This is a genomic window from Caldimonas brevitalea (assembly GCF_001017435.1).
Lineage (GTDB): Bacteria > Pseudomonadota > Gammaproteobacteria > Burkholderiales > Burkholderiaceae_C > Caldimonas > Caldimonas brevitalea.
This window is the reverse complement of the sequence record NZ_CP011371.1, coordinates 196419-218024: the sequence shown is the minus strand read 5'-3', so window position 1 is coordinate 218024 and position 21606 is coordinate 196419. Positions and strand designations below refer to the sequence as shown.

The following is a 21606-nucleotide window of genomic DNA, read 5'->3' as shown; positions in this document are numbered from 1 at the left end:
CATGGAAGAACGTTGGAAACCCAGTGTCACCGTCGCGGCCATCATCGAGCGCGACGGACGCTATTTGCTGGTGGAAGAGCAGACGTCGGAGGGCTTGAAGCTCAACAATCCAGCCGGCCACCTCGACCCCGGCGAGTCCCCTGAGCAGGGGGTGGCCCGCGAGGCGCTCGAAGAAACAGGTTGTGTGTTCACGCCCACTCACGTGCTGGGAGTGTATCTATCGCGCTTCCACCGTCCGACCACTGGTGAAGATGTCACGTATGTGCGGTTCGCGTTCACCGGCGACGTCAGCGACCCCCAACCCGGGTGGGTGCTGGACGAGGGCATCGTGCGCACCGTGTGGATGACGCCCGACGAAATCCGCGCTGCCGCCGACCGCCTTCGCAGCCCGCTGGTGCTGCGCTGCCTGGACGACCATCTGGCCGGGCGCCGCTTTCCGCTCGACCTGTTGACGACCGACCCGACGGTCTACACGCCCGAGATCAAACGGCCATGACACGCGTGGTGGTGGGCCTCAGCGGAGGCGTGGACTCGGCCGTCTCGGCCTATCTGCTCAAGCAGCAGGGCCACGACGTGGTCGGCATCTTCATGAAGAACTGGGACGACGACGACGACAGCGAATACTGCTCGTCACGCCAGGACTGGCTCGACGCGGCCTCGGTGGCCGACGTGTTGGGCATCGACATCGAGCACGTCAATTTCGCGGCCGAATACAAGGACCGGGTGTTCGCCGAATTCTTGCGCGAATACCAGGCCGGCCGCACACCCAACCCGGACATCCTGTGCAACGCCGAGATCAAGTTCAAGGCGTTTCTCGACCACGCGATGCGCCTGGGCGCCGAGAAGATCGCGACCGGCCACTATGCCCGGGTGCGTGAGCGCGACGGCGAATTCCAGCTGCTCAAGGGGCTGGACCCGGCCAAGGACCAGAGCTACTTCCTGCACCGGCTGAACCAGGCGCAGCTGTCGCGCACCTTGTTTCCGGTGGGCGAGCTGCACAAGACCGAGGTGCGCCGCATCGCCGACCAGATCGGCCTGCCCAACGCCAAGAAGAAGGACTCGACCGGCATCTGTTTCATCGGCGAACGGCCGTTCCGGGAGTTTTTGAACCGCTACCTGGCCAACCAGCCCGGCCCCATCAAGGACGACCGCGGACGGGTCATCGGCGAACACGTCGGCCTCAGCTTTTACACGCTGGGACAACGCAAGGGCATCGGCATCGGCGGACTGAAGGACAAGGGCGCGCCGCGCGGCGGCGGCGACCACGAGCCGTGGTTCGTGGCCCGCAAGGACATGGCGAGCAACACGCTGTGGGTGGTGCAGGGCCACGACCACCCGTGGCTGCTGTCGCGCAGCCTGGCGGCCGACGACACCAGCTGGGTGGCGGGCCGGCCGCCCGAGCCGGGCCCGGCGGCCGCCAAGACGCGCTACCGCCAGAGTGACGCGGCGTGCGAGGTGCGCCGCGGCGCCGGCGAGTCGGTCGGCCTGGACTTCGCGCAAGCGCAATGGGCGGTGACGCCCGGGCAGTCGGCGGTGGTCTACGACGGCGACGTGTGTCTGGGCGGCGGTGTGATCACGGCGTCGACCTGAGGGCCAGCCGCGCTGTGCCCCGCCGGCGCGGGGGCGAGGCCACCCGAAGCACCGCCGTGGGTCCGCGCCGGGTCCTCATCAGCGCGGACGGGCCACGTCGAACGTCCAGTAGCGCCCATAGTCGCTGCTCGACGACGAAGCGCAGGCCAACCCCATGTCGCGGTAGCGCGCGCTCATGATGCTGGCGCAATGGCCGGCGCTCTTCATCCAGCTGTCCACCGCCGCCGCCACGGTCTGCTGACCGGCCGCGATGTTCTCGCCGACGGCCGACCAGGTGTAGCCGGCCGCGGTGACCCGGTCGGACATCGTGCGGCCGTCGCGGCTCCTGTGCGAGAAGTAGTTGTACGTGGCCATCTCGCGGCTGTGCCCGTAGGCTGCCGCGGTGAGGCGGTCGTTCCAGGCCAACGCCGTGGTCGGCGGGAAGTATCCGTTGGACCCGCAGGTGGCGCCGGCGGCGCGCCTCTGGTTGATCAGCCGCAAGGCATCGGCGCGGAAGTTGGGCAGGCCGCAGGTGATGTCGGCGGCTGCCGCTGGCGCGGCGGGCCCGGCTGCCGGCGCCGGGTCGCCGGTCTCGGCCGGGTTGTTGTTCACTGGGGGCGCGCCCGTCGTTTCGGTCGACGAACTCTCGGGAGCGCCGGCCGCGTCGCCGCCCTCACCCCCATCGCCTCCCCCACCGCCGCCGCAGCCGGCCAGCGCCAGCGCCAGGACAAGGCCGAGCCCTGCCGATTGCCACAACTGCCGCATCGATCTCTCCTTTCGAACCCGATACACACGAAAGGGGCGAGGATGGCCCACCCGGCTCGCCTTCACATCACAAAATGCAACTCCAGCAAGTGAGAGCGGCGGCTGGTGCCGGTGCTCTGCCTGGCCATCGGTGTTGCTCGTCGAGCCGTCGTCCCGCTTCAGGCCGACGTGGCCCGCGCCGGGCCCCGCGACTTGCGCCGCAGCCGAAGGTTGAGCATCTCCACGATCACCGAGAACGCCATCGCGAAGTAGATGTAGCCCTTGGGGATGTGCAGGTCGAAGCCTTCGGCGATCAGCGCCACGCCGATCAGGATCAGAAAGCTCAGCGCCAGCATCTTGACGGTGGGATGGCGGGCGACAAAACGGCTGACGGGGCCCGAGAACAGCACCATCACGACGGTCGCGAGCACCACCGCCGTCGCCATGATCGAGACGTGATCCACCATGCCGACGGCGGTGATGACCGAGTCGAGCGAGAAGACGATGTCGAGCAGCATGATCTGCACGATGGTGCCGGCGAAGGAGGCGGCGACCCGCACGGTGGACTGATCGTCGTCGCCCTCGATGGTGCCGTGGATCTCGTGCGTCGATTTGCCGAGCAAGAACAGCCCGCCGATCAGCAGCACCAGGTCGCGGCCCGAGATTTCCTCGTTGAACACCGTGAACAGCGGCTGCGTCAGCCCGATCACCCAGGCCAGCGAGAACAGCAGCGCCAAACGCGTCAACATGGCGCCCGCAAGGCCCAGCTTGCGGGCCCGCTCGCGCTGCTCGGGCGGCAGCTTGCCGGCGAGGATGGAGATGAAGATCACGTTGTCGATGCCCAGCACGATCTCCAGGGCCGCGAGGGTGGCGAGCGCCACCCAGTTCTGCGGGTCTAACAAAATCTCCATCCATTCACTCCCTTGAACAAGTTGTCGCTGCAATGACTGGGCGGCCCTTACGTCGAGCGGGCCGACGTGGGAGCCGGCCCGTCGCGGTCCTGCCCGCCCTGGCTGGCGTTGTCGTAGCCCTTGCCACTGCGGCCCTCACGTCAGGCGTCCGCGCAAGACCGCACCGGCAGCACCTCGAGGGCGTAGGCCGCACCGCTCAGCGCCGGGTCACGTGCTTCGACGACGAAGGCCGGTATGTGGCGCAGGTAGTCACGAAAACGGCCTTTGTCCTCGAAACGGTCGCGGAACCTGGAACGCCAGAACCAGGGGCCCAACCTGGGCACGATGCCGCCACCGACGAACACGCCGCCGCGCGCGCCCAAGGTCAGGGCCAGATTGCCTGCGACGTTGCCGAGGAAAGAACAGAACAGTTCCAGCGCGGTCACGCAGTGAGCATCGCGCCCATTCAGGGCGGCTTCGCTGATGGCGGCCGCACTGAGCGGCGCCGCCTCGGCGCCTTGCAGGCTGCACACCGCCTGGTACAGGTTGACCAGGCCCGGGCCCGACACGGCCCGCTCGGCCGACACATGACCGTAGCGCCGCCGCAGCACGCCGAGCACCTCCGACTCGAAGTCGTCGGCCGGCGCCAGCGTGACATGCCCGCCTTCGCCATCGAGCGGCACCAGCCCGTGCCCCGCACCGGCGGGCAGCAGCCCTGAGACACCGAGCCCGGTGCCGGGGCCGATCAGCGCCCGCGGCGCGCCGGGGACCGCTTCCCCGCCGCCGATTTGCTGCAATTCCTGCGGGCTCAGCCCGGGCAGCGCGAGCGCCAGCGCGGTGAAATCGTTGATGACCAGGAAGCGCGCCAAGCCCAGCTCGCGCTGCACCGCCGAAATCGAGAACGACCAATGGTGGTTGGTCATCTTCACGTGGTCGCCCACCACCGGATTGGCAATGCCGATCGCGCACCAGCGCGGCGCCGGCTTGGCCTCCTCGGCCAGGTAGCGGCGCATCGCGTCGAGCAAGGTCGGGTGGTCGGCGGCCAGGTAGCTGCGCACGCTCCGCAACCCGTCCCCCGGCCGCTCGAGCCAGCCGAAGCGGGCATTGGTGCCGCCGATGTCGCCGACCATCCGGGGGTAGGTGCTGTCTAGGTCCATGGAGGAGCGCGCGTGGTGGGAAGTACGGTCTACATGCAGCCTTCGTGCCTGCGGGGAGCGCAACTGACACTTCACTTGGAAACCGTTGGGGCGCCGCGTTGGGCCGTGACCAGGCGCGGCCACGGGTGTCTGGGGGGCCCGCGGCGGCGCAAGTTCTCACCGATGTTTCTCCTCCTCCGACCCATTGCTGACTAGCTCGGCAGGGCCGCTTGCCCTGCTGTTTTGGGGCTTTCCGGGCCGTTCGGTTCGGCGGGCCATCCTGACGCGTCCCTTTCCATCCAATCCAAACGTCATTTCTATGAACTACCGGGAACGGCCGGCACCGCCTCCTCGACGTGGTGCGAGCTTGCTTGTCACGGCGGTCGCGTGCAGTGCGGCCACCTCGCCGCCCGGAATCAGCGCAGCGCTACTGGAAGGACTTTCGGGCGGCGGTCCTGGAAGAAAGATCGGGCGACGTCGCCGACCTGACCCGCTTTCCCTTGGAGATCAAGGGACAACTCGACTGCGGCCAGAGCCCCGGCAGTACCGAGTTCACGGGCTCGCAAACGCTCACCGTCAGCCTTCGTCGGCCTCGAGACCTGCCAGGAAGTGCTGCGCCTGCTTGCGCAGCCCCAACGTGATCGTGTCCCAAATCCTGGCAGGGAAGTCGGCGGGTAGTTCGCTCTCAACATGGGCGATCGCAACCGGAACCGCATGTGCCAGGGCCACCATCTGCCCCAGCAGCGAGGGCAGGCCAGCCTTCTTTGCCAGGCTGGCCCAATGTCGGGGCTGGATCTCGTGCTGGTACCAGTGCTTGTTGCGGGACTTCACCCCCATCGCCATGCGCACGCCTTGCGGCGGCACCTCGCCGACACCCTTGCCGACCATCGGATAGATCGAGAGCACGTCGTAGAACGGCGTCAATGCATAGGTGTCGCCCGCGTGCAGGAAGACCGAAAAGTTCTTGGCGTGGCCGTCGGTGGCACCCAGCATCCAAAACACCAGCTGACCGAGCAGAAACACCGCCCGGTCGTTCCAAGGGTCAGCCCCGCCGCGTAGCAGCGTGAGGCAGCGGTCCAGCCCCGGCCCGCCTTCGTTTTCGTACTTCTGCGACGGCGGCAGGCCCATCGCCTGGCAGAAGTCCTCCTGAGGCCATCGAGCGATGCCGCGGCCGTCGACCCTGCCACGGTCGAACCGCTCCACCACCAGGACTTTTTGATCTCCGAACCTCGCCATCTCGGTCTGCGCGACGCGAAAGCCGAGGGCCTGCATCAGGTGCAGACACAGCCATTCGTTCTCGATCGACTCGAGTCGATCGGCTCGCCGCATCCCGCCGATGATCCCCAGAGGCAGCTTCATGATGTGGGTCGTAGGCGTAGCACCGAGCGGCAAACACCACTGCCCTTCATGCCACAAGAATGCCGTCTTCTCCTGTGCACCCGCCAGTGAGATTCGGAACTCCCCTTGCATCTCGTCCACCGCCTCGGGCCGGTCCGAGGTGACCGCCACAAGGCGCCGCTCTACGTCCTCCTCGGTCAACGGCCGGCATCGCACCTGGTCGTATCCGTCAGGTGTTGCGTCGAGCGGCAGGAGCTGCGCCGCGCCGACGCAGTCGCGCCCGAGCGCGGTGAGCAGGTCGAAGACCTCCGTACTCTTCGCGCCATAGCGCCTCCGGGCCCGCTCGCGGATGTCCTTGTTGTCGGGCAGCAGGTTGTCGAAGTAGTGCTTGACGGCCGGTCCGGCGATCTCGAGGCTGGGCGTGATCGGCAGCGACAACGACAGCGAACGGCACCGCGGTGATGCCAGCCAGGACGGCTGGTAATGCAGACGGTGGGCGCCGCGGTGCTCGGTCCAGGTCGCGACCTGCTCCCCATTCATCCAGACGGCCAGCTCACTCACCAGCTGCCCTTGTGCGGATCTGATGGTGTCAGGGGACGCACCAAAGGGGCCGGTTCGGGTTGAGCCGGCGCGGCCTGCCCGGTACGCGCGGTCGGCCCAGCTGGTGCCACCACTTCGTCACGCCAGCCTTGTTCGAGACCCGTCCCGGCGACCTCGCTCATCGCTTGCGCCAGCTTGCGGGGGGAGACCCCAAGCAGCTTCGCGAGGCTCGCCAACAGTTGTTGCTCTGTGCCCGTGGGAGGGCGCTTGCGCGTCGAGGTGCCGACCTGCTGGACGGGCACCGACGTGTCGGCGCGGATGACCAACTCCGCGCCGAGCGCCTGCAGCACTCGCATGAGCTGTTCGGCGCTGACGCTGGCCGCCTTGGCCTCGATCTCGGCCGCGCGCGCCTGCCCGACGCCGATCAACCGGCCAAGCTGAGCTTGACTCAGCCCCCGCATTTTCCGGAGCGCGCGGATCTGCTGACCGAGTTGCTCCGGAAGCCGAACAGGATGGTCCATGGTCGCAATATTACTGGTCTTGTCCAATAGGTGCAAAATATCGGTCTTGGCCACTTTTTCCGGCCATCTGTCGGCTTTCAGGCGCGCATTCAGACGGTCGTGGCGCCGCTCATGCCATCTGCGTCGCGGTGATCAAACTGGTTTCGACCGGTATCCCGACAGCCGGCCACGCCCGGAAGAGAAGCCAGCCGGTCACAAGCGGCTGCCGCAAGTGTCGATGCTGACCGCGCTCCCAGGAACTCAGCCGGGTTCCCCCCTCCGACTCCCCGGCCGACTCAGCGTCGCCACAAGGTGATCGATCAACGCCCGCACCTTGGGCGCCGTGTAGCGGGACGCTGAATACAACAAGTGCGCGAGGCCCTGATAGTTGGTGTCGAAGGCCCACTCGGGCAGCAAACGAACCACGCGCCCGGCCTTCAGCGCATCCTCGGCCACGAAGTCGGGCACACAACCCACGCCCAGGCCGGCCTCCACCGCCGCCAGCCGCATCTCGCTGTGGTTGACGGTGTAGCGGCCGGCGACGGCCACCTCGACCTCGTCGTCGCCGCGCACAAAACGCCAGCGGCTGTCGCGCTCCTGTTCGCCGATCGCCAGGCAGCTGTGGGCCATCAGGTCCTCCGGCGCGGAGACCGGCGGGTGGGAAGACAGATAGGTCGGGCTGGCCAGCACCAGTTGGCGTACCGGCATCAGCGCCCTCGCCACCATGCCCTGCGGCGGATCGTCGGTCAGCCGGATCACCAGGTCCACCCCCTCACGGAGCGGGTCCACAGACCGGTCGACCACCAGCATGTGCACATCCACCTCGGGGAAACGCTGCAGGAAGTCGAGCAGCGCGGGCTGCAGCACGTGGCGCGAAAACGCCTTGGGCGCACTGATGCGCACCAGGCCCTTGGGCGTGCCGACATGCCCTTCGGCCACCTGCAGGCTGGCCTGCGCCGCAGCCACCATCTCGCGACCGCGCTCCAGAACCTCCAGGCCGGCTTCGGTCAAACGCAGCTGGCGGGTGGTGCGCTGCAACAGGCAAACACCCATGGCCTGCTCCAGCCTAGCGACCTGCCGGCTGACGGCCGACGGCGTCTGCCCGTGACGCCTTGCCGCGGCCGAGAAACTGCCGGACTCCACCACGCGGACAAAGGCCACCAGTTCGTGCATCACCTCCAGAAAGTCATCTGTTCTCACCGTGCACAGCTCCTGTTCTGGCGCCGAGTCTATTCAAGCGCTGCGACCGGCAGAACAATCGCGACCAACAACTTCACGACATTCAGAAGGACGGGTCATGCCCACGCGCAAGATATGAGCACCACCTCCACGCCGCGAGGTCCGGGGGGAGCGGTGCGAGCGCCACGCCGCACATGGCCACGGCTCGGACCGGTCGAGTGGTGGCTGCTTCTGGTGGCGGTGATCTGGGGTGGCAGCTACAGCGCTGCCAAGATCGCCACCAGCCAGATGCCGGTGCTGCAGTTCCTGGTGCTTCGCTTTGGCCTGACGTTCCTGTTGTTGCTGCCCGCCCTGCGCGGCCTCGCGACAACGTCCTGGCCAGCGGCACTGGCCGGTGCTTCGATGCTGGGCGCCAACCTGCTGGCCATCTTCGTCTGCGAGACCTTCGGCGTGTCGCTGACCACCGCCTCCAACGCGGCCTTTCTGATCAGCCTGTGCGTGGCCTTCACGCCGCTGTGCGAGTGGTGGCTGCTCAAGACCCGGCCCAGCCTCGCGGTGATGGCGGCTGCAGCGCTGTCGCTACTGGGTGCGGGGTTGCTGGCGTTTCAGCACGAAGGCGGATCGGCCCGTCTCGCCTGGGGCGACGGCCTGATGGTCCTCGCCGCGTTCCTGCGCGGCGTCATGGTCTGCCTCACGCGCCGGTACGGCCAACGCCACATGCTGCCCGCGCTCACGGTGACCGCGGTGCAGATGGGCGTGATGACGCTGGGTTCGGCGATCCTGATGCTGGCCGTCCACGGCAGCACCGCGTGGCCATCGCTGCCGCGCAGCGTGTCGTTCTGGTCCGCCATGGCCTTCCTGGTGTTGCTGTGCACCTTGTTTGCATTCTTCGTGCAGAACGACGCGGCGTCGCGCACCAGTCCCTCGCGCGTGGCCTTGCTGATGGGCAGCGAGCCCCTGTGGGGCGCACTGATCGCCGTCCTGTGGATGGGCGAGCAGATGGCGTTGCAGGGCTGGATCGGCGGCCTGCTCATCGTCGCGTCGGCAGGCTGGGTGACCCGAGCAGGGGAAAAGGCACCCGCCTGACCTGCCCGGGTATGGCGCTACGCCGTCACCTGTTTGCGCTTCAGCGGCTCGATGGCCGGCCCTTGCAGCACGCTGCCGTCGGGCGCGAAGCGGCTGCCGTGGCAGGGGCAATCCCAGCTCGTCTCCACCGGGTTCCAGTGCACCATGCACTTCAGGTGTGTACAAACTGGCGACACGACGGACAGCTCGCCCTGCAGGTCCCGATAGGCCGCCAGCCGCTCGCCCTGCAGGTCCACGATGGCCGCGTGGCCGGGCTGCAGGCTCGCCAGCTCCTCGTGCTGACGTCGCGTCAGGTAGTCCTGCACCACCACCTTGACGACCGCCACGGTCTCTTCGCCGAAGGTGCGGGCCGACTTCACCGGCGTGAACCGCGTGGCCTTGTAGAGGTCGCTCCAGCGGTGCTCTCGCCCGAGGATTTGGGCCGCGATGATGCGCGCGGCCAGGGTCCCGTACACCAACCCGTCGGTCGCGAAGCCGGTGGCGATGTAGCAACCCGAGGTGTCCTTCCCGATGTAGGGCAGATTGTCGGGCGACTGGAAATTCTGTGCCGACCATTGGAACGCAACCTCGGAAAGTTGCACACGTCGCCGTGCGGCGGCCGCAAGGCTCGCCAAGGCCTCGGGTGCGTCGTGCTGTCCGACCTTGTGATCCTCACCAACGCAGATCAGCAACGGACCTTGAGGTGTGTCCAGGCTGCGCACCGACAGCCGCTCCGGGCCCTGCGCCCAGAAGATGCCGGGCGGAAACGCGCCGCCCGGTGCCGGCCCTGCGATGCCGTACTCACGGTGCGGCACCATGCCCGCCTGCACCAGGTGAAAGCCGCTCGGCGAATGTGTCGCGAGCACGATCTCCGCGGCGGTGACGCTGCCACGTTCGGTGCGCACCTGGTTCGTCGATGTGTTCACTTCCAGCGCGGCACTGTGCTCGAACAAACGGCCTCCGCTGGCGACCAACTGCTCAGCCAGCGCTTGCACATACGACATCGGATGGAACTGCGCCTGCCTGTCGATCCGCAGCACCTTGCCGTGCGCCGCAGGCGGTCCGGGCGGCAGCATGTCGATCAGCTGGGCATACAACCCGGCTTCGATGACGGCCTCGTATTCGCTGTGCACCTGCGCCTCGGCCTCTGCCGAGCCGGCGTAGACGTACATGCCGCAACGACGGAAGGCCGCAGCGTCCCGGGCAGCCTGGGTCGCTAGCTGCTCGATGAAGTCCACCGTGTCGGCGCGCGAGGCCACCACCTCCCGCGCGACCTCGGCGCCCCACTTCTCGCGCAAGGCGTGGACACCCCCGCTGACCGTCGCATAGAGGTTGCCGGTCGAGCCGCCGGTGTCGGCGCTGCCGACCCGTCGGGCCTCCAGCAGCGCCACCCGCTTGCCGGTGCGTGCGAGCAGCAGCGCCGTGGTCACACCGGTGATGCCGCCGCCGACCACGGCGACATCGACCTGCAGGTCTTCGTCCAGGGCAGGCCACTGGGTGGGCGGCGCGGTCCCGTGCCAAACGGAGGTGGTGGTCATGATGGCTTCTCCTTTCTTTGTCGTAGAGCCGACCGCCGCGCTGCAAACCAGGTGCCCGACACGTGACGAGATACGTGGGAACGCAAACGCACCTGGCGACGTCTATCCCCGCAAGATCAGGACGACGGCGCATGTTGCGCCGCCGCTGGTCGGACGCGCATAACAGGAGCAGACAAAGATGACCTCTCTATTCAAGCTCGCCGGTCTGGCAGTGGCCGCCTCGTTGGCACTGGGCGCCCAGGCTCAAAGTGCCGCTTTCAACGACGCGCAGATCGCCGCGATCGTGGTGACCGCCAACCAGGTCGACATCGATGCGGGCAAACTCGCCGAGGGAAAGAGCCGCTCGAAGGAAGTGAAGGACTTTGCGAAGCTGATGGTCACCGACCACACCGGCGTGAACAAGGCGGCAACCGACCTGGTGCAGAAGCTCAAGGTCACGCCCGAGGACAACACAACGGCGCAGGGCCTGAAGAAGGGCGGCGACGAGAACCTGGCCAAGCTGCGCAAGCTCGAAGGCGCACGGTTCGACAAGGCCTATGTGGACCATGAGGTCGCGTATCACCAGTCGGTGCTGGAGGCGGTGGACACGGCGCTGATCCCCAGCGCGCAGAACGAGGAGCTGAAGGCGCTGCTGGTCAAGGTGCGCCCGGCCTTCGTGCACCATCTGGAACATGCAAAGCAATTGCAAGCCCAGCTGGGGAAGAGCGGTGGTTGAGGCGGCTCTTCAGAAATCGCGCGCCCGCCACTGGGGCGGGCGCGCCTTGGTCACGGCGGGCCTGTCCATCGCGGCGACCGCTTTCGGCGCGACGCACACCGTCACGATGGAGGGCATGCAGTTCTCGCCGCCCAGCGTGACGGTGAAGCAAGGCGACAAGGTGGTGTGGGTCAACAAGGACGTCGTCCCTCATACTGCGACCGTGCCGAAAGGGTTCGACTCCGGCTCCGTCGCGCCGGGACAGTCCTGGGCCACCACGCCGAAGCGGGGAAGCTACGACTACGTGTGCACCCTGCACCCCACCATGAAAGCCAAGCTGATCGTGGAGTAACAACACGTGCGAGTTCCTGCCCAGCCAACGTCAGCCCCCCTTCCGGATGACGACCACGCACTGGCACAGCGCGTGGCCCACGGCGACTGCATAGCCTTCGAGCAGCTGATGCGCCGCCACAACCGGCGCCTGTACCGGCTGGCGCGCGCCACCTTGCACGACGCTGCCGAAGCCGAAGACGCGCTGCAGGAGGCCTACCTTTCGGCGTACCGCTCGATCGCGGCCTTCCGTGGGCAGTCTTCGGTGTCCACCTGGTTGTCACGTCTGGTGCTCAACGAGTGTCTCGGGCGGCTGAGGAAACAATCGAGGCGCGACCAGATCGTGCACATCGTCAGCAGCGACGGGGAACCTGAAGTCGAGCCGCATCTCGTGAGCCGAACGTCCACCGAGCTACCGAACGAAGCCCTTGCCCGGGCGGAGCTTCGGGCGCTGCTCGAGCGCAAGCTCGACGAACTGCCCCAGGCCTTTCGCACCGTCTTCATGCTGCGGGGCGTGGAGGAGATGAGCGTCGAGGAGACGGCTCAGGCACTCGACATCCCGGAGGCCACGGTGCGCTCGCGCTACTTCCGTGCCCGCAGTCTGTTGCGCGAGGCGCTGGCGCAGGAGATCGATCTGGCCGAGCAGGACGTGTTCAGTTTCGCCGGAGCCCGGTGCGACCGGATCGTCACGGCGGTGTTGGGGCGAGTGAAGGTGTGAGGTGAAGATGCACGGCCGGAAGCGCCACGCTCAACGGGGCTCTTCGCGGAATTCGTAGACGCCTGCGTCGGCGTCGAGCGACAACAACAGGTGGTCGCCATCGACGCGGAATGACCGAATCAGCGACCAGTCCCGCACCAACCGGTCGTGCAGACCCGGCTCCTTGCACAGTGCGGACGTGAGGATGAATTCTTCAAACTGCAGGGCGTTCGGGCGTGGCGACTTCCAGGTCCCAGTTCCCTGGTTGCAGTCGAAGCGCACGACATAGCGCCCCTCGGGCGCGAAGCGAACGGTGTAGATGAGGGTATCCGTGGAAGCGAGGGTCGTGCCGTCGCCTGCCTGGAATCGCTCCAAGCGCCACTTCCTGTCAGTGAGAGTGGAAAGCGCCTTGATTGTCACCGGGTCCGACGCCTTGTCCTGCCCGACCTTGCTCAGGTCAGGTCCGCAGGCCGGCATGAGGATCACCAGCGGTAACCATGCCACGGCTCTTCGGAGGTTCTCCAGCGACTTGCCCGGCCGCAGACGACGGAGGGCAGCGTCGCGGCGCTGACGGCAGCCAGCGGTCTCTTGTGATGTTTCGGCAACGCCACGTCGACGCGGTCTCGAGATGAGGGCGGGCATGTTCGGGCCTTTCGTGCTCAAGATTCCAATCACTCCGAGCCTCGCTGTCCTGGCTCGCCTGGCACTGCCTGGTGTGCCTCTGTGGGGCGGGGAGGCCAAGGCCGACAAGCGTCGCGAGATGCAAGTACCAGCGTAGCCGCCATTGCATGGGGCTCAAGCTCGATAAATCGATGGACGCCGTGGAACACGAACGTTTGGCCGTCCGCTGTCGTCGCTCGGTTCGCTGGCGGGACGCGCACGGCACCGACGGCGCCCAGGCAGGCAGACGCGATGAACGAACCCGTCGCGCGCTTCCCGGCCAGCCGTGGGTCGGCGCTCATCGCATTCGTCCAATGCAGATGCTCCCGACCTGCTTGCCGAAACTCTTGCACGACGGTGAAAAAAGCTCACCTGCGAACGAAAGGTGATGGGGCGGAGGGGGAGCCGACCTCGGGACCGGTTTGAGCGCTCCAAATAAAGAAAATGGCCCTCAGCGCAGGGCGCCAGGGCCATTTGTTCACGAGCGACGAAGCAGGGTTTAGAACGGAATATCGTCGTCCATGTCGTCGAAGCCGGTCGCGGCCTTGGGCGCAGGACGCGGCGCGGGGGCCGAACGCGGTGCCGGCGCCGAGCGCTCGCTGCGGCCGCCTCCGCCGCCTTCCTCGCGGTCGCGCGAATAACCGCCACCACCGCCCCCCATGTCGTCGCCGCCGCCCATGCCTTCGCGGCCGCCCAGCAATTGCATCTGCTCGGCGATGATGTCGACGGTGTTGCGTTCGATGCCGTCCTTGTCGGTGTACTTGCCGTACTTCAAACGGCCTTCGATGTAGACCGGGCGACCCTTCTTCAGGTACTCACCGGCGATTTCGGCCAGGCGTTCATAGAAGGTCACGCGGTGCCATTGCGTGTCTTCGATGCTTTCACCCGACGAACGGTCCTTGCGACGGCTCGAGGTGGCGACCGAGACGTTGCAGATGGCCGTGCCGGTCGGGGTGTAGCGCACTTCGGGGTCACGGCCGCAATTGCCGATCAGGATGACTTTGTTGACAGAGGCCATGGCTCGGCTCCTAGGATGGTTCGTTCAGCGGATCGGCCATTATCTCCGATGCCCCCGGCTGCACACTGACAGGGTGGCCACAGCCCGGTCCGGGGCGCCTGGTCGTGAGCACTCGCTACGCTTGGGCCTTGGCACGCTGGCGTGCCGGCGGTCGCATCGGCCAAGCCACCACCAGCCACAGCAGCGCCAGCGCGGCACACACCTGGAACACCGCGGCCGAGCCCCAAACGCCCGCCACCCGCCCGCCCAGCAAACCGCCGGCGAACAGGCCCAGGGACTGGCAGGTGTTGAACACGCCCAGCGCCAGCCCCTTCGCCGCGGGCGGCGCGACGCGCGACACCAGCGACGGCATGTTGGCCTCGAGCAAATTGAAACTGACGAAAAACGCCACCAGCAGCGCGATCAGGCCAGCCGGCGAGCGCCAATACCAGGCCAGCGCAGCTTCGCTGACCGCCAGCAACGCGACGGCGCCGAGGAACACGGGGCGCAGGCGCTGGCGCCGTTCGCTCCACAACATCGCCGGCAGCATCACGGCAAACGACAGCACCACCACGCCGATATAGAGCCAACCATGCTGGCTGAGCGGCACGCCGGCGTGGTCGACCAGCGCGATCGGCACCACGACGAACATCGCCATCTGCACGGCATGCAACAGGAACACACCCAGGCTCAGGCGCATCAGCTCGGGGTGCAGCAGCACGTCGCGCCACGAGGCGCGGGCGGCGCCGGCAGGATGCCGGGGCACGGTGGGCACCAGCTTCCACACCACCCAACAGCCGCCCAGCGCCAGCGCGCCTGTGAATGAGAACAGGCCGCCCATGCCCACCCAACCGTACAGCGTCGGCGCGAGCGCCAGCGACAGTGCGAAGCTCAGGCCGATCGAGCCGCCGACCATCGCCATTGCCTTGGTGCGCACCTCGTCGCGCGTGCTGTCGGCGATCAGCGCGGTGATCGCGGCCGAGATCGCCCCGGCGCCTTGCAAGGCCCGGCCCAGCACGACGCCGATCAGGCTGTCGGCCGCCGCTGCGACAAACGAGCCGGCTGCGAACACCAGCAGGCCGATGGCGATCACCCGTTTGCGCCCGTAACGGTCGGAGGCCCAGCCGTAGGGCAGTTGCAACACCGCCTGGGTGAGGCCGTAGATGCCGATCGCCAACCCCACCAGCCCCAGCTGCTCGCCGCCCGCCAGCGTGCGGGCGTGCAGCGAGAACACCGGCAGGATCAAGAACAGTCCCAACATGCGCAAGGCAAACAGGGCCGCGAGCCAGCCGCTGGCTCGGCGTTCGTCGGGTGTCATGCGCAAAGGGGACGGCTCACTCATCTCGGCGTCGGTCAAACGGCTATTGTCACCCAGCGAACCAACCCTGCTCGTCGGCCGGTCGGAGCGTGCCGGGCCGCCGGGGACGTTAGGATGCGGGCTTCGCGCCTGCGCGCCGCCTGCCCTCCATGTCCACCGTCGCCCCCCCGTCCCGCCGCCCGAGTGCGGCCTCCACCGAGCCTCTGCACATCCTCGACGAGGTGTTTGGCTACAGCGCCTTCCGTGGCCGGCAACGGGAGATCGTCGACCACGTGGTGGGCGGTGGCGATGCGCTGGTGCTGATGCCCACCGGCGGCGGCAAGTCCTTGTGCTACCAGGTGCCGGCCATCGCACGGCACCGGCGCGGCCAGGGTGTCGCCATCGTGGTGTCGCCGCTGATCGCGCTGATGCACGACCAGGTCGGCGCACTGGAAGAAGTCGGCGTGCACGCCGCGTTTCTCAATTCGACGCTCTCGCTCGAGCAGGCGCAGCATGTCGAGCGCGAGATGATGAGCGGGCGGTTGACGCTGCTGTATGCGGCGCCCGAGCGTGTCACGACCCCGCGTTTTCTGGCCCAGCTCGACTCGCTGCACGAGCGCGGCCTGTTGAGCCTGTTCGCGATCGACGAAGCGCACTGCGTCTCGCAATGGGGCCACGACTTCCGCAGCGAATACCTCGGCCTGAGCGTGTTGCACGAGCGCTACCCAGCCGTGCCCCGCATCGCGCTGACCGCCACGGCCGACGAGCACACCCGCGCCGACATCATCGAGCGGCTGCAGCTGCAAGACGCGCAGGTCTTCATCAGCAGCTTCGACCGGCCGAACATCCGCTACCTGATCGTCGAGAAGGACAACCCGCGCGCCCAGCTGCTGCGCTTCATCCGCGACGAACACGAGGGCGAGGCGGGTGTCGTGTACTGCCAGTCGCGCAAGAAGGTCGAAGAAACCGCGGCCTGGCTGAGCGGCGAAGGCATCGCCGCGCTGCCCTACCACGCCGGCCTCGACGCCGCGGTGCGCCAGCGGCACCAGGACCGCTTCCTGCGCGAGGAAGGCCTGGTGATGGTCGCGACGATCGCCTTCGGCATGGGCATCGACAAGCCCGACGTGCGTTTCGTGGCCCACCTCGACCTGCCCAAGAACATCGAAAGCTATTACCAGGAAACCGGCCGCGCGGGCCGCGATGGTGCGCCCGCCGAAGCGTGGATGGCCTACGGCTTGGCCGACGTCGTCAACCAGCGCCGCATGATCGACGAGAGCCCGGCCGGCGACGACTTCAAACGTGTGCAACGCGGCAAGCTGGACGCGCTGCTGGCGCTGGCCGAGACCCATGAATGCCGGCGCGTGCGCCTGCTGGGCTATTTCGGCGAGGCCAGCGAGCCCTGCGGCAACTGCGACAACTGTTTGCAGCCGCCCGCCACCTGGGACGCCACCGAGGCCGCCCGCAAGGTGCTGTCGTGCATCTACCGCTTCCGCCAGCATGGCGGCGGCTATGGGCCCAGCGCCTTCGGTGCCGGGCATTTGATCGATGTGCTGCGCGGCAAGAACACCGACAAGGTGGCGCAGTACCGCCACGAAACGCTGAGCACCTTCGGCATTGGGGCCGATTTGTCGGAGCAGCAATGGCGCTCGGTGCTGCGCCAGTTGGTGGCGTTGGGCCACGTGGTCGCGGAAGGCGAGTTCAACACGCTCGGGCTGACCGAGAGTGCCCGCAACGTGCTGCGCGGCGAAGTGCAGCTGCAGCTGCGCGTCGCGGCCGAGACCAAGCGCGCCGGGCGCAGCGGGCGCGTCGCCAAAGGTGGCGGCAAGAGCGCAGCGAAGGCCGCGCCAGTCGACCTCGACGCCGCCGCGCTCGATCGTTTTCAGGCCCTCAAAGGCTGGCGCGCGGAGGTCGCGCGCGAGCACAACCTGCCGGCGTATGTCGTGTTCCACGACGCGGCGCTGGCCGAGATGGCGCGTTTGCAACCCAGCTCACTGGATGAGTTGGGGGGCATCAGCGGCGTGGGGGCGAAGAAGCTGGAAGCCTACGGTCGCGAGATCTTGCGGGTGTTGGGCGAAGGCTGAGATCGGCCAGCGCGCCCTTTTTGGAGCTAATGGCCCAGCGTCTCGTTCTGGCAGGAACATACCGAGCTCTCGTGCTTGGCAGGCATCTAGCAGGGCGCGGGAAGCCCGCTGCTCCTTACCGATCCCATGGAGAATTCTTGACCAGCAGTCGCCGAACCGCTTCGTTGTTCCCGACGGGTTGGCTCATGACCGTATCCAAAGCTTTGATGCGCTCTTCATCGATCTCGGAGAACACCCGGTCTAACAGTACCCGCCCGGCAGCCTCGACGGAGGCTTGGAGAATGAAGTCGGTGCGCGTTTTGCCTTGAGCTGTGGCCGCTCGGTCCACCAGTTCTCGCTCTTCGACAGAAGCACGGACTTTGATCGTGGTGGCAGCGGTGCCCATGATGGAGATCCTTACGTCAGACGCGGAAGACGGGGAGCGGCGTCTACGCCGCAAGGTTCACAACGATGTGGAATGGTCCATCAGTGTATGCACACTTCATGTGTCATACCCTGGATTTCCGAAAAGCGCCGCTTGATGTTCCGTTGTACTAGGCGTGGCAGGCTCCCCGGAGGGGTGCTTAAGGCGGCTCGCAACGCCATGAAAATGAGGCACACTGCAACTCTGTTACCGCTCCCTCGCTTGCTGTGATCTCGCTGTCAAGAAGCACCGCCCTCGATGCCATCGCGGATTCCGCCATCGGCCTTTATCAACGGTACGTGTCGCCCTACAAGGGGTTCCGCTGCGCCCATCGTGTCCACAGTGGCGGCGCCTCCTGTTCGCAGTACGCCAGGAAGATCGTGCGCCGCCTCGGCCTCACGGCACTGTTCGCGGCCATGCCCCGGCAGTTCGAGCGCTGCCGCAGGGCATGTCATCTGATCCGGGCGGCCGCTGCCAACGCATCGGCTTTCCGTCGTCCCACCAAGGCAAAAGGCGAGCGCACGCAGCGTTCACAACAAAGGCAGCACGCACGACAGCGAGACAGCCGGGACTGCGGGGACTGCGGGAGCTGCGATCTGCCCGACCCGAGCGGCGCCTGTGATGCCGCCAGCTCATGTGCAGACGTCGGGGCGTGCGACTGTTCGCTGTGACCCACGCCTTGCGGTTCAGGGCCGGGGGCCTCGGTGGCAGGCGCTGACCCGACCTTGCATCCCCGCAACCCCTCAGCCCCGCGACGCCCCGAACCTTGCCTCCGCCTGGCGCCGAAACTCTTTCGGCGTCATCCCCTTGATCTGCAGAAAGCGCCGGTTGAAGTTGGCCACGTTGTTGAACCCGACGTCATAGCAGATGTTGGTGATGTAGCGGTCTGATTCCATCAACAGCTGGCACGCGCGGTTGATGCGCAGCCGGTTGACGAAGTCGGTGAACGTGTTGCCGGTCGCCTTGCGGAAATAGCGCGAGAACTGGCTCTCGGTCATGCCCGCACGGCGCCCCAGCTCCGCCATCGAGAACTGCGCCGCGCTGTGCTCGGTGATGTAGTCGACGATGCCGCTGATGCGCGCCAGTGCCACGTCGTCGTCGTAGCTCTGCAGCTGCACCGTCGACAGCAAGCGGTAGTCCACGCAGGCGGCCAGCTCGCCCAGCAGCTCGACGAATTCGGCGAACCGTCGCAGCCCCTGGGTGTGCTGGATGCGCTCGTAGTGCATCCGCGCCCGTTCACTGATGCCGAAGAACTCGATGCCGTGGCGCGCCCGCTCCAGCAGCGGCAAGGCCTCGCGCAGCTCGGCGATACCCTCGGCCGCCTCGCGCAGCGGCGTGTCGGGGAACTGCAGCACCATGTCGCGCAGCGGCACGCCTTCGGGCGGCGTGTCGGTAGAGATCCAGTTGTGCGGCAACCGGGGGCCGGTCAGCACCAGATGGCCGGGCTCGAACTGGCCGATGTAGTCACCGACGAACACCTTGCCCCGGGTGGCGACGATCAGGTGCAGCTCGTACTCCTCGTGGTAGTGCCAGCGCACCAGCGGGTTGGGGTAGCCGTGCTCGAGGTAGCGCACGCAGCCGTAGCTGCCCTGCGGCTCGTAGCCCAGCGTGGGCGAACGGACACACTCGTGTTCCAGCTCAGGGGTGCGGGGGCGGGCGAGGGCCATGGCGGGCTTGTCCTTCAACGGCCGCCAGCTCGGCGGCCGAGTACATCGAATACAGGTTCTGCTGTTGTCTCAACTCATCACATTACCGCCATCGACGTTGAGCGTCTGCGCGGTGATGGAGGCGGCCTCGTCGCTGGCAAGGAAAACCGCGGCGCCGGCGATGTCGTCCGGGCGCCCCATGCGGCCCAACGGCACCGCGCGGCCCACCGCGGCCTTCTTCTCGCCCGGCTGCAGGCCTTCGTGACGCGCGAACAAGGCATCGACCTGGCTCCACATCGGCGTGTCCACCACGCCGGGTGCGATCGCGTTGACGCGGATGCCGTGGGGCGCCATCGCGAGTGCTGCCGATTGCGTGTAGCTGATCACCGCGGCCTTGGTCGCGCAATAGTGCGAGACCAGCGCCTCGCCGCGCCGGCCGGCCTGGGACGCCAGGTTGACCACGCTGCCCGGCAAGCCCGCGGCCACCAGCCGCCGCAGCATCGTCTGCATCGTGAAGAACATGCCCTTGACGTTGACGTCGAACAAGCGCTGGTACATCGCCTCGTCCGAGTCGAGCAGCGGCGCAAGGTCGAACACGGCGGCATTGTTGAACAGCAGCGTGACGGTGCCGAAGCGCGCCTCGGCCGCCACCAGCAGCTGCTCGATGTCATCGCGGCGGGTCACGTCGGCGCGCCGGTAGTGCAGCTGCTGTGGATGGCGCTCCAGCAGGTCGAGCACCGCGGCTCCCGGGGTCTCCGCGAGGTCGGCCACCGTGCAGCGCGCGCCTTCGCGCAAATAGGCCTCCGCCACCGCCAGGCCGATGCCGCCGCCTGCGCCGGTCAACAGGGCGTGGTGGCGCTGCAGTCTCAAGGTCGAGGGGTCAGTCAAGCAAGGCTCCGGTCATGAATGAGATGTCGCGCAGGCCCTGGCGCAGCGCGTCGACCAGGGCGGGTTGGCCCGCCAGGTCGCCCCACAGCTGGCGGTCGCCACACAAGGCCGCCACCGGGTCGGCACTGCTGCAGACGGCGTGGGCCGCCGCCGGGTCCATCGCCTGGTCTTGGTAGTCCCACGGCAGCATGCCGCGGTGCCACAGCTGCAAAAAGGCGAGGAACAGCGCCGGCAGCCGCGCCACCGCGTGCGCCGGCTGCCCCGCTGCCAGTCGCTCGCGCAGCGTGGGGGCGATGAATCCGGGGATCTTGGAATACCCGTCCATCGCCACGCGCTGGTGGGTATCGCACAACGCCGCATTGCCGAAGCGGTCGAGCACGGTGTCGCGATAGGCGGCCAGGTCGAGCGGGCTGCGGCGGCCGGGTCGGTCGAGGCAGGGCAGCACGTCTTCGGTGACGTAGGCATGCGCCAGCTGGCGCACCCGCGGGTCGCGCGTGCCCTCGTGGATGTAGCGATAGCCCAGCAAGGTGCCGGCCCAGGCGATGCAACTGTGGGTGGCGTTGAGGATGCGGATCTTGGCCTCCTCGTAGGGCCGCACCGAGTCGACCATCTCCACGCCCACCCACTTCCAACCGGGGCGGCCGTGGCAAAACCGGTCTTCGATGACCCACTGGCGGAAATCTTCGGCCATCACCGCCGCGGCGTCGTCGACGCCAGTGGCGGCCCTCACGCGCTCGCGCACCTCGGGCCCCGGCCGGGGTGTGATGCGGTCGACCATGCTGTTGGGAGTGCAGACGTTGGCCTCGGCCCAGTCGCGCAACGCATGCTGGCCGCGGCGCTCGAGGAAGGCCATCAACCCGGCCCGGAACCGATCACCGTTGTGACGCAGGTTGTCGCAGTTCAGCAGTGTGACCGGCCCGCTGCCGCGGCGCATGCGCTCTTGCAGCACGGCGGCCGCTGCACCGTAGATGGTGCAGCGAGTGAGTCCTTGCAAGTCGGACGCGAGTTCGGGCGCTTGTTCGTCCAGGCCACCGGCGGGGTCGAGATAGTAGCCGGCCTCGGTCACGGTGAACGACACGATGCGGGTGCGAAGCTGGGCACCCAGCGTGATCAGCCCGGCCAGCGAGGGTTCGTAGGGCAGCACTTGGCGGATCACGTCGAGCTGGCGGTAGCGCCGCTCGCCATCGGGCGTGACGGTCTCCAGCGTATAGCGGCCGCCCTGCTGGCGCAGTGCCTCCAGCGTGGCCGTCGGGTCGGCGCGCAGGTTGCCGCCGGCCAGCATCCACTGGCGGTCGCCGGCATCGGCCAGGTCTTGCAGGTAGTCCGCCTGGTGGGCGCGGTGGAAGGCGCCGAGGCCGAGGTGCAGCATCACCAGCGGCTCCGGTTCCAGGGACGCTTGAGCAGGTGTGAAGGT

The 21606-nt window shown here is 67.4% G+C and carries 22 protein-coding genes; 8 read left to right on the top strand and 14 right to left on the bottom strand.

The annotated features are described in order from the left end of the window. The first annotated feature begins 1 nt into the window (after nt 1). Complete coding sequence (locus AAW51_RS00945) at nt 2-496, top strand: NUDIX hydrolase (protein WP_047193125.1); 495 nt, start codon at nt 2-4, stop codon at nt 494-496. Beyond that, the gene (mnmA, locus tag AAW51_RS00940) at nt 493-1590 is read left to right on the top strand and encodes a tRNA 2-thiouridine(34) synthase MnmA (RefSeq protein WP_047193124.1); all 1098 of its coding nucleotides are present in this window, start codon (nt 493-495) and stop codon (nt 1588-1590) included. Before AAW51_RS00945 ends, mnmA begins: the two co-directional genes overlap by 4 nt. 78 nt (nt 1591-1668) lie before the next feature. On the opposite strand, the gene AAW51_RS00935 is transcribed toward mnmA, so the two are convergent. The 6 genes from AAW51_RS00935 to AAW51_RS00910 all read right to left on the bottom strand — a co-directional run bounded on the left by AAW51_RS00935 (nt 1669) and on the right by AAW51_RS00910 (nt 7917). Next, nucleotides 1669-2334, bottom strand: coding sequence for a CAP domain-containing protein (locus AAW51_RS00935; protein ID WP_047193123.1), 666 nt, complete (start codon nt 2332-2334; stop codon nt 1669-1671). 158 nt (nt 2335-2492) lie between these two features. Then, on the bottom strand, nt 2493-3224 hold the full coding sequence (locus AAW51_RS00930; RefSeq protein ID WP_047193122.1) for a TerC family protein: 732 nt from the start codon (nt 3222-3224) through the stop codon (nt 2493-2495). A gap of 140 nt (nt 3225-3364) precedes the next feature. Continuing rightward, nucleotides 3365-4360, bottom strand: coding sequence for a glucokinase (locus AAW51_RS00925; RefSeq protein WP_047193121.1), 996 nt, complete (start codon nt 4358-4360; stop codon nt 3365-3367). A 555-nt stretch (nt 4361-4915) separates the two neighbouring features. Then, a complete protein-coding gene (locus tag AAW51_RS00920) occupies nt 4916-6238 on the bottom strand; it encodes a type II toxin-antitoxin system HipA family toxin (RefSeq protein ID WP_047193120.1) in 1323 nt (440 codons plus the stop codon). Then, nucleotides 6235-6792 carry a helix-turn-helix domain-containing protein gene (locus AAW51_RS27710; RefSeq protein WP_238947719.1) on the bottom strand — a complete coding sequence of 186 codons (558 nt, stop codon included), beginning with the start codon at nt 6790-6792 and terminating at the stop codon, nt 6235-6237. Before AAW51_RS27710 ends, AAW51_RS00920 begins: the two co-directional genes overlap by 4 nt. Nucleotides 6793-6978: 186 nt before the next feature. Further along, entirely contained in the window at nt 6979-7917 is a 939-nt protein-coding gene (locus tag AAW51_RS00910; RefSeq protein ID WP_047193119.1) for a LysR family transcriptional regulator, read from the bottom strand. A gap of 114 nt (nt 7918-8031) precedes the next feature. Between AAW51_RS00910 and AAW51_RS00905 the strand changes: the two genes are divergently transcribed. Next, a complete protein-coding gene (locus AAW51_RS00905) occupies nt 8032-8982 on the top strand; it encodes a DMT family transporter (protein WP_047193118.1) in 951 nt (316 codons plus the stop codon). A gap of 17 nt (nt 8983-8999) precedes the next feature. Here the strand turns inward: AAW51_RS00905 and AAW51_RS00900 are convergent, their stop codons facing one another. Then, on the bottom strand, nt 9000-10499 hold the full coding sequence (locus AAW51_RS00900; protein WP_047193117.1) for an FAD-dependent oxidoreductase: 1500 nt from the start codon (nt 10497-10499) through the stop codon (nt 9000-9002). 178 nt (nt 10500-10677) lie between these two features. Between AAW51_RS00900 and AAW51_RS00895 the strand changes: the two genes are divergently transcribed. Genes AAW51_RS00895 through AAW51_RS00885 form a run of 3 tightly spaced genes read left to right on the top strand, consistent with a single transcriptional unit; the run spans nt 10678 to nt 12241 of the window. Next, on the top strand, nt 10678-11214 hold the full coding sequence (locus tag AAW51_RS00895; RefSeq protein ID WP_047193116.1) for a DUF4142 domain-containing protein: 537 nt from the start codon (nt 10678-10680) through the stop codon (nt 11212-11214). Between the two features lie 46 nt (nt 11215-11260). Further along, nucleotides 11261-11545 (top strand): cupredoxin domain-containing protein, encoded by a 285-nt coding sequence (locus tag AAW51_RS28770; RefSeq protein WP_417903606.1) that lies wholly within the window; start codon nt 11261-11263, stop codon nt 11543-11545. Between the two features lie 6 nt (nt 11546-11551). Beyond that, nucleotides 11552-12241 carry an RNA polymerase sigma factor gene (locus AAW51_RS00885; protein WP_047193115.1) on the top strand — a complete coding sequence of 230 codons (690 nt, stop codon included), beginning with the start codon at nt 11552-11554 and terminating at the stop codon, nt 12239-12241. 30 nt (nt 12242-12271) lie between these two features. Here AAW51_RS00885 and AAW51_RS00880 read toward each other — a convergent pair whose 3' ends face one another. The 3 genes from AAW51_RS00880 to AAW51_RS00870 form a co-directional block, all read right to left on the bottom strand. After that, nucleotides 12272-12862, bottom strand: a complete 591-nt coding sequence (locus AAW51_RS00880) for an META domain-containing protein (RefSeq protein ID WP_083437979.1) — start codon at nt 12860-12862, stop codon at nt 12272-12274. 517 nt (nt 12863-13379) lie between these two features. Beyond that, entirely contained in the window at nt 13380-13898 is a 519-nt protein-coding gene (gene ssb / locus AAW51_RS00875; RefSeq protein WP_047193113.1) for a single-stranded DNA-binding protein, read from the bottom strand. A gap of 115 nt (nt 13899-14013) precedes the next feature. After that, nucleotides 14014-15219: an MFS transporter gene (locus tag AAW51_RS00870; protein ID WP_238947718.1), complete on the bottom strand. Its 1206-nt coding sequence runs from the start codon at nt 15217-15219 to the stop codon at nt 14014-14016. 125 nt (nt 15220-15344) lie between these two features. Between AAW51_RS00870 and recQ the strand changes: the two genes are divergently transcribed. Then, nucleotides 15345-17255: a DNA helicase RecQ gene (recQ, locus tag AAW51_RS00865; RefSeq protein WP_047193111.1), complete on the top strand. Its 1911-nt coding sequence runs from the start codon at nt 15345-15347 to the stop codon at nt 17253-17255. 115 nt (nt 17256-17370) lie between these two features. Here the strand turns inward: recQ and AAW51_RS00860 are convergent, their stop codons facing one another. Next, nucleotides 17371-17640 (bottom strand): type II toxin-antitoxin system TacA family antitoxin, encoded by a 270-nt coding sequence (locus AAW51_RS00860; RefSeq protein ID WP_047193110.1) that lies wholly within the window; start codon nt 17638-17640, stop codon nt 17371-17373. Nucleotides 17641-17885: 245 nt separating this feature from the next. On the opposite strand from AAW51_RS00860, the gene yidD reads away from it, so the two are divergent. Further along, nucleotides 17886-18329, top strand: a complete 444-nt coding sequence (yidD, locus tag AAW51_RS31255) for a membrane protein insertion efficiency factor YidD (protein ID WP_083437978.1) — start codon at nt 17886-17888, stop codon at nt 18327-18329. 72 nt (nt 18330-18401) lie between these two features. Here yidD and AAW51_RS00855 read toward each other — a convergent pair whose 3' ends face one another. From AAW51_RS00855 to dalD, 3 genes are all read right to left on the bottom strand, one after another. Beyond that, a complete protein-coding gene (locus AAW51_RS00855; RefSeq protein ID WP_047193109.1) occupies nt 18402-19325 on the bottom strand; it encodes an AraC family transcriptional regulator in 924 nt (307 codons plus the stop codon). A 69-nt stretch (nt 19326-19394) separates the two neighbouring features. Continuing rightward, nucleotides 19395-20174, bottom strand: coding sequence for an L-iditol 2-dehydrogenase (locus AAW51_RS00850; protein WP_238947865.1), 780 nt, complete (start codon nt 20172-20174; stop codon nt 19395-19397). A 10-nt stretch (nt 20175-20184) separates the two neighbouring features. Beyond that, entirely contained in the window at nt 20185-21561 is a 1377-nt protein-coding gene (gene dalD / locus AAW51_RS00845; protein ID WP_047193107.1) for a D-arabinitol 4-dehydrogenase, read from the bottom strand. Nucleotides 21562-21606 lie beyond the last annotated feature (45 nt).

Bases quoted from the DNA above. Each gene is read 5' to 3' on its own strand.
- AAW51_RS00905 (WP_047193118.1), top strand. From the start codon at position 8,032: ATGAGCACCACCTCCACGCCGCGAGGTCCGGGGGGAGCGGTGCGAGCG.
- mnmA (WP_047193124.1), top strand. From the start codon at position 493: ATGACACGCGTGGTGGTGGGCCTCAGCGGAGGCGTGGACTCGGCCGTC.
- AAW51_RS00900 (WP_047193117.1), bottom strand. From the start codon at position 10,499: ATGACCACCACCTCCGTTTGGCACGGGACCGCGCCGCCCACCCAGTGG.
- AAW51_RS00860 (WP_047193110.1), bottom strand. From the start codon at position 17,640: ATGGGCACCGCTGCCACCACGATCAAAGTCCGTGCTTCTGTCGAAGAG.
- AAW51_RS00935 (WP_047193123.1), bottom strand. From the start codon at position 2,334: ATGCGGCAGTTGTGGCAATCGGCAGGGCTCGGCCTTGTCCTGGCGCTG.
- AAW51_RS00945 (WP_047193125.1), top strand. From the start codon at position 2: ATGGAAGAACGTTGGAAACCCAGTGTCACCGTCGCGGCCATCATCGAG.
- AAW51_RS00895 (WP_047193116.1), top strand. From the start codon at position 10,678: ATGACCTCTCTATTCAAGCTCGCCGGTCTGGCAGTGGCCGCCTCGTTG.
- ssb (WP_047193113.1), bottom strand. From the start codon at position 13,898: ATGGCCTCTGTCAACAAAGTCATCCTGATCGGCAATTGCGGCCGTGAC.
- AAW51_RS00925 (WP_047193121.1), bottom strand. From the start codon at position 4,360: ATGGACCTAGACAGCACCTACCCCCGGATGGTCGGCGACATCGGCGGC.
- AAW51_RS00930 (WP_047193122.1), bottom strand. From the start codon at position 3,224: ATGGAGATTTTGTTAGACCCGCAGAACTGGGTGGCGCTCGCCACCCTC.
- recQ (WP_047193111.1), top strand. From the start codon at position 15,345: ATGTCCACCGTCGCCCCCCCGTCCCGCCGCCCGAGTGCGGCCTCCACC.
- AAW51_RS00855 (WP_047193109.1), bottom strand. From the start codon at position 19,325: ATGGCCCTCGCCCGCCCCCGCACCCCTGAGCTGGAACACGAGTGTGTC.
- dalD (WP_047193107.1), bottom strand. From the start codon at position 21,561: ATGCTGCACCTCGGCCTCGGCGCCTTCCACCGCGCCCACCAGGCGGAC.
- AAW51_RS00870 (WP_238947718.1), bottom strand. From the start codon at position 15,219: ATGAGTGAGCCGTCCCCTTTGCGCATGACACCCGACGAACGCCGAGCC.
- AAW51_RS00880 (WP_083437979.1), bottom strand. From the start codon at position 12,862: ATGCCCGCCCTCATCTCGAGACCGCGTCGACGTGGCGTTGCCGAAACA.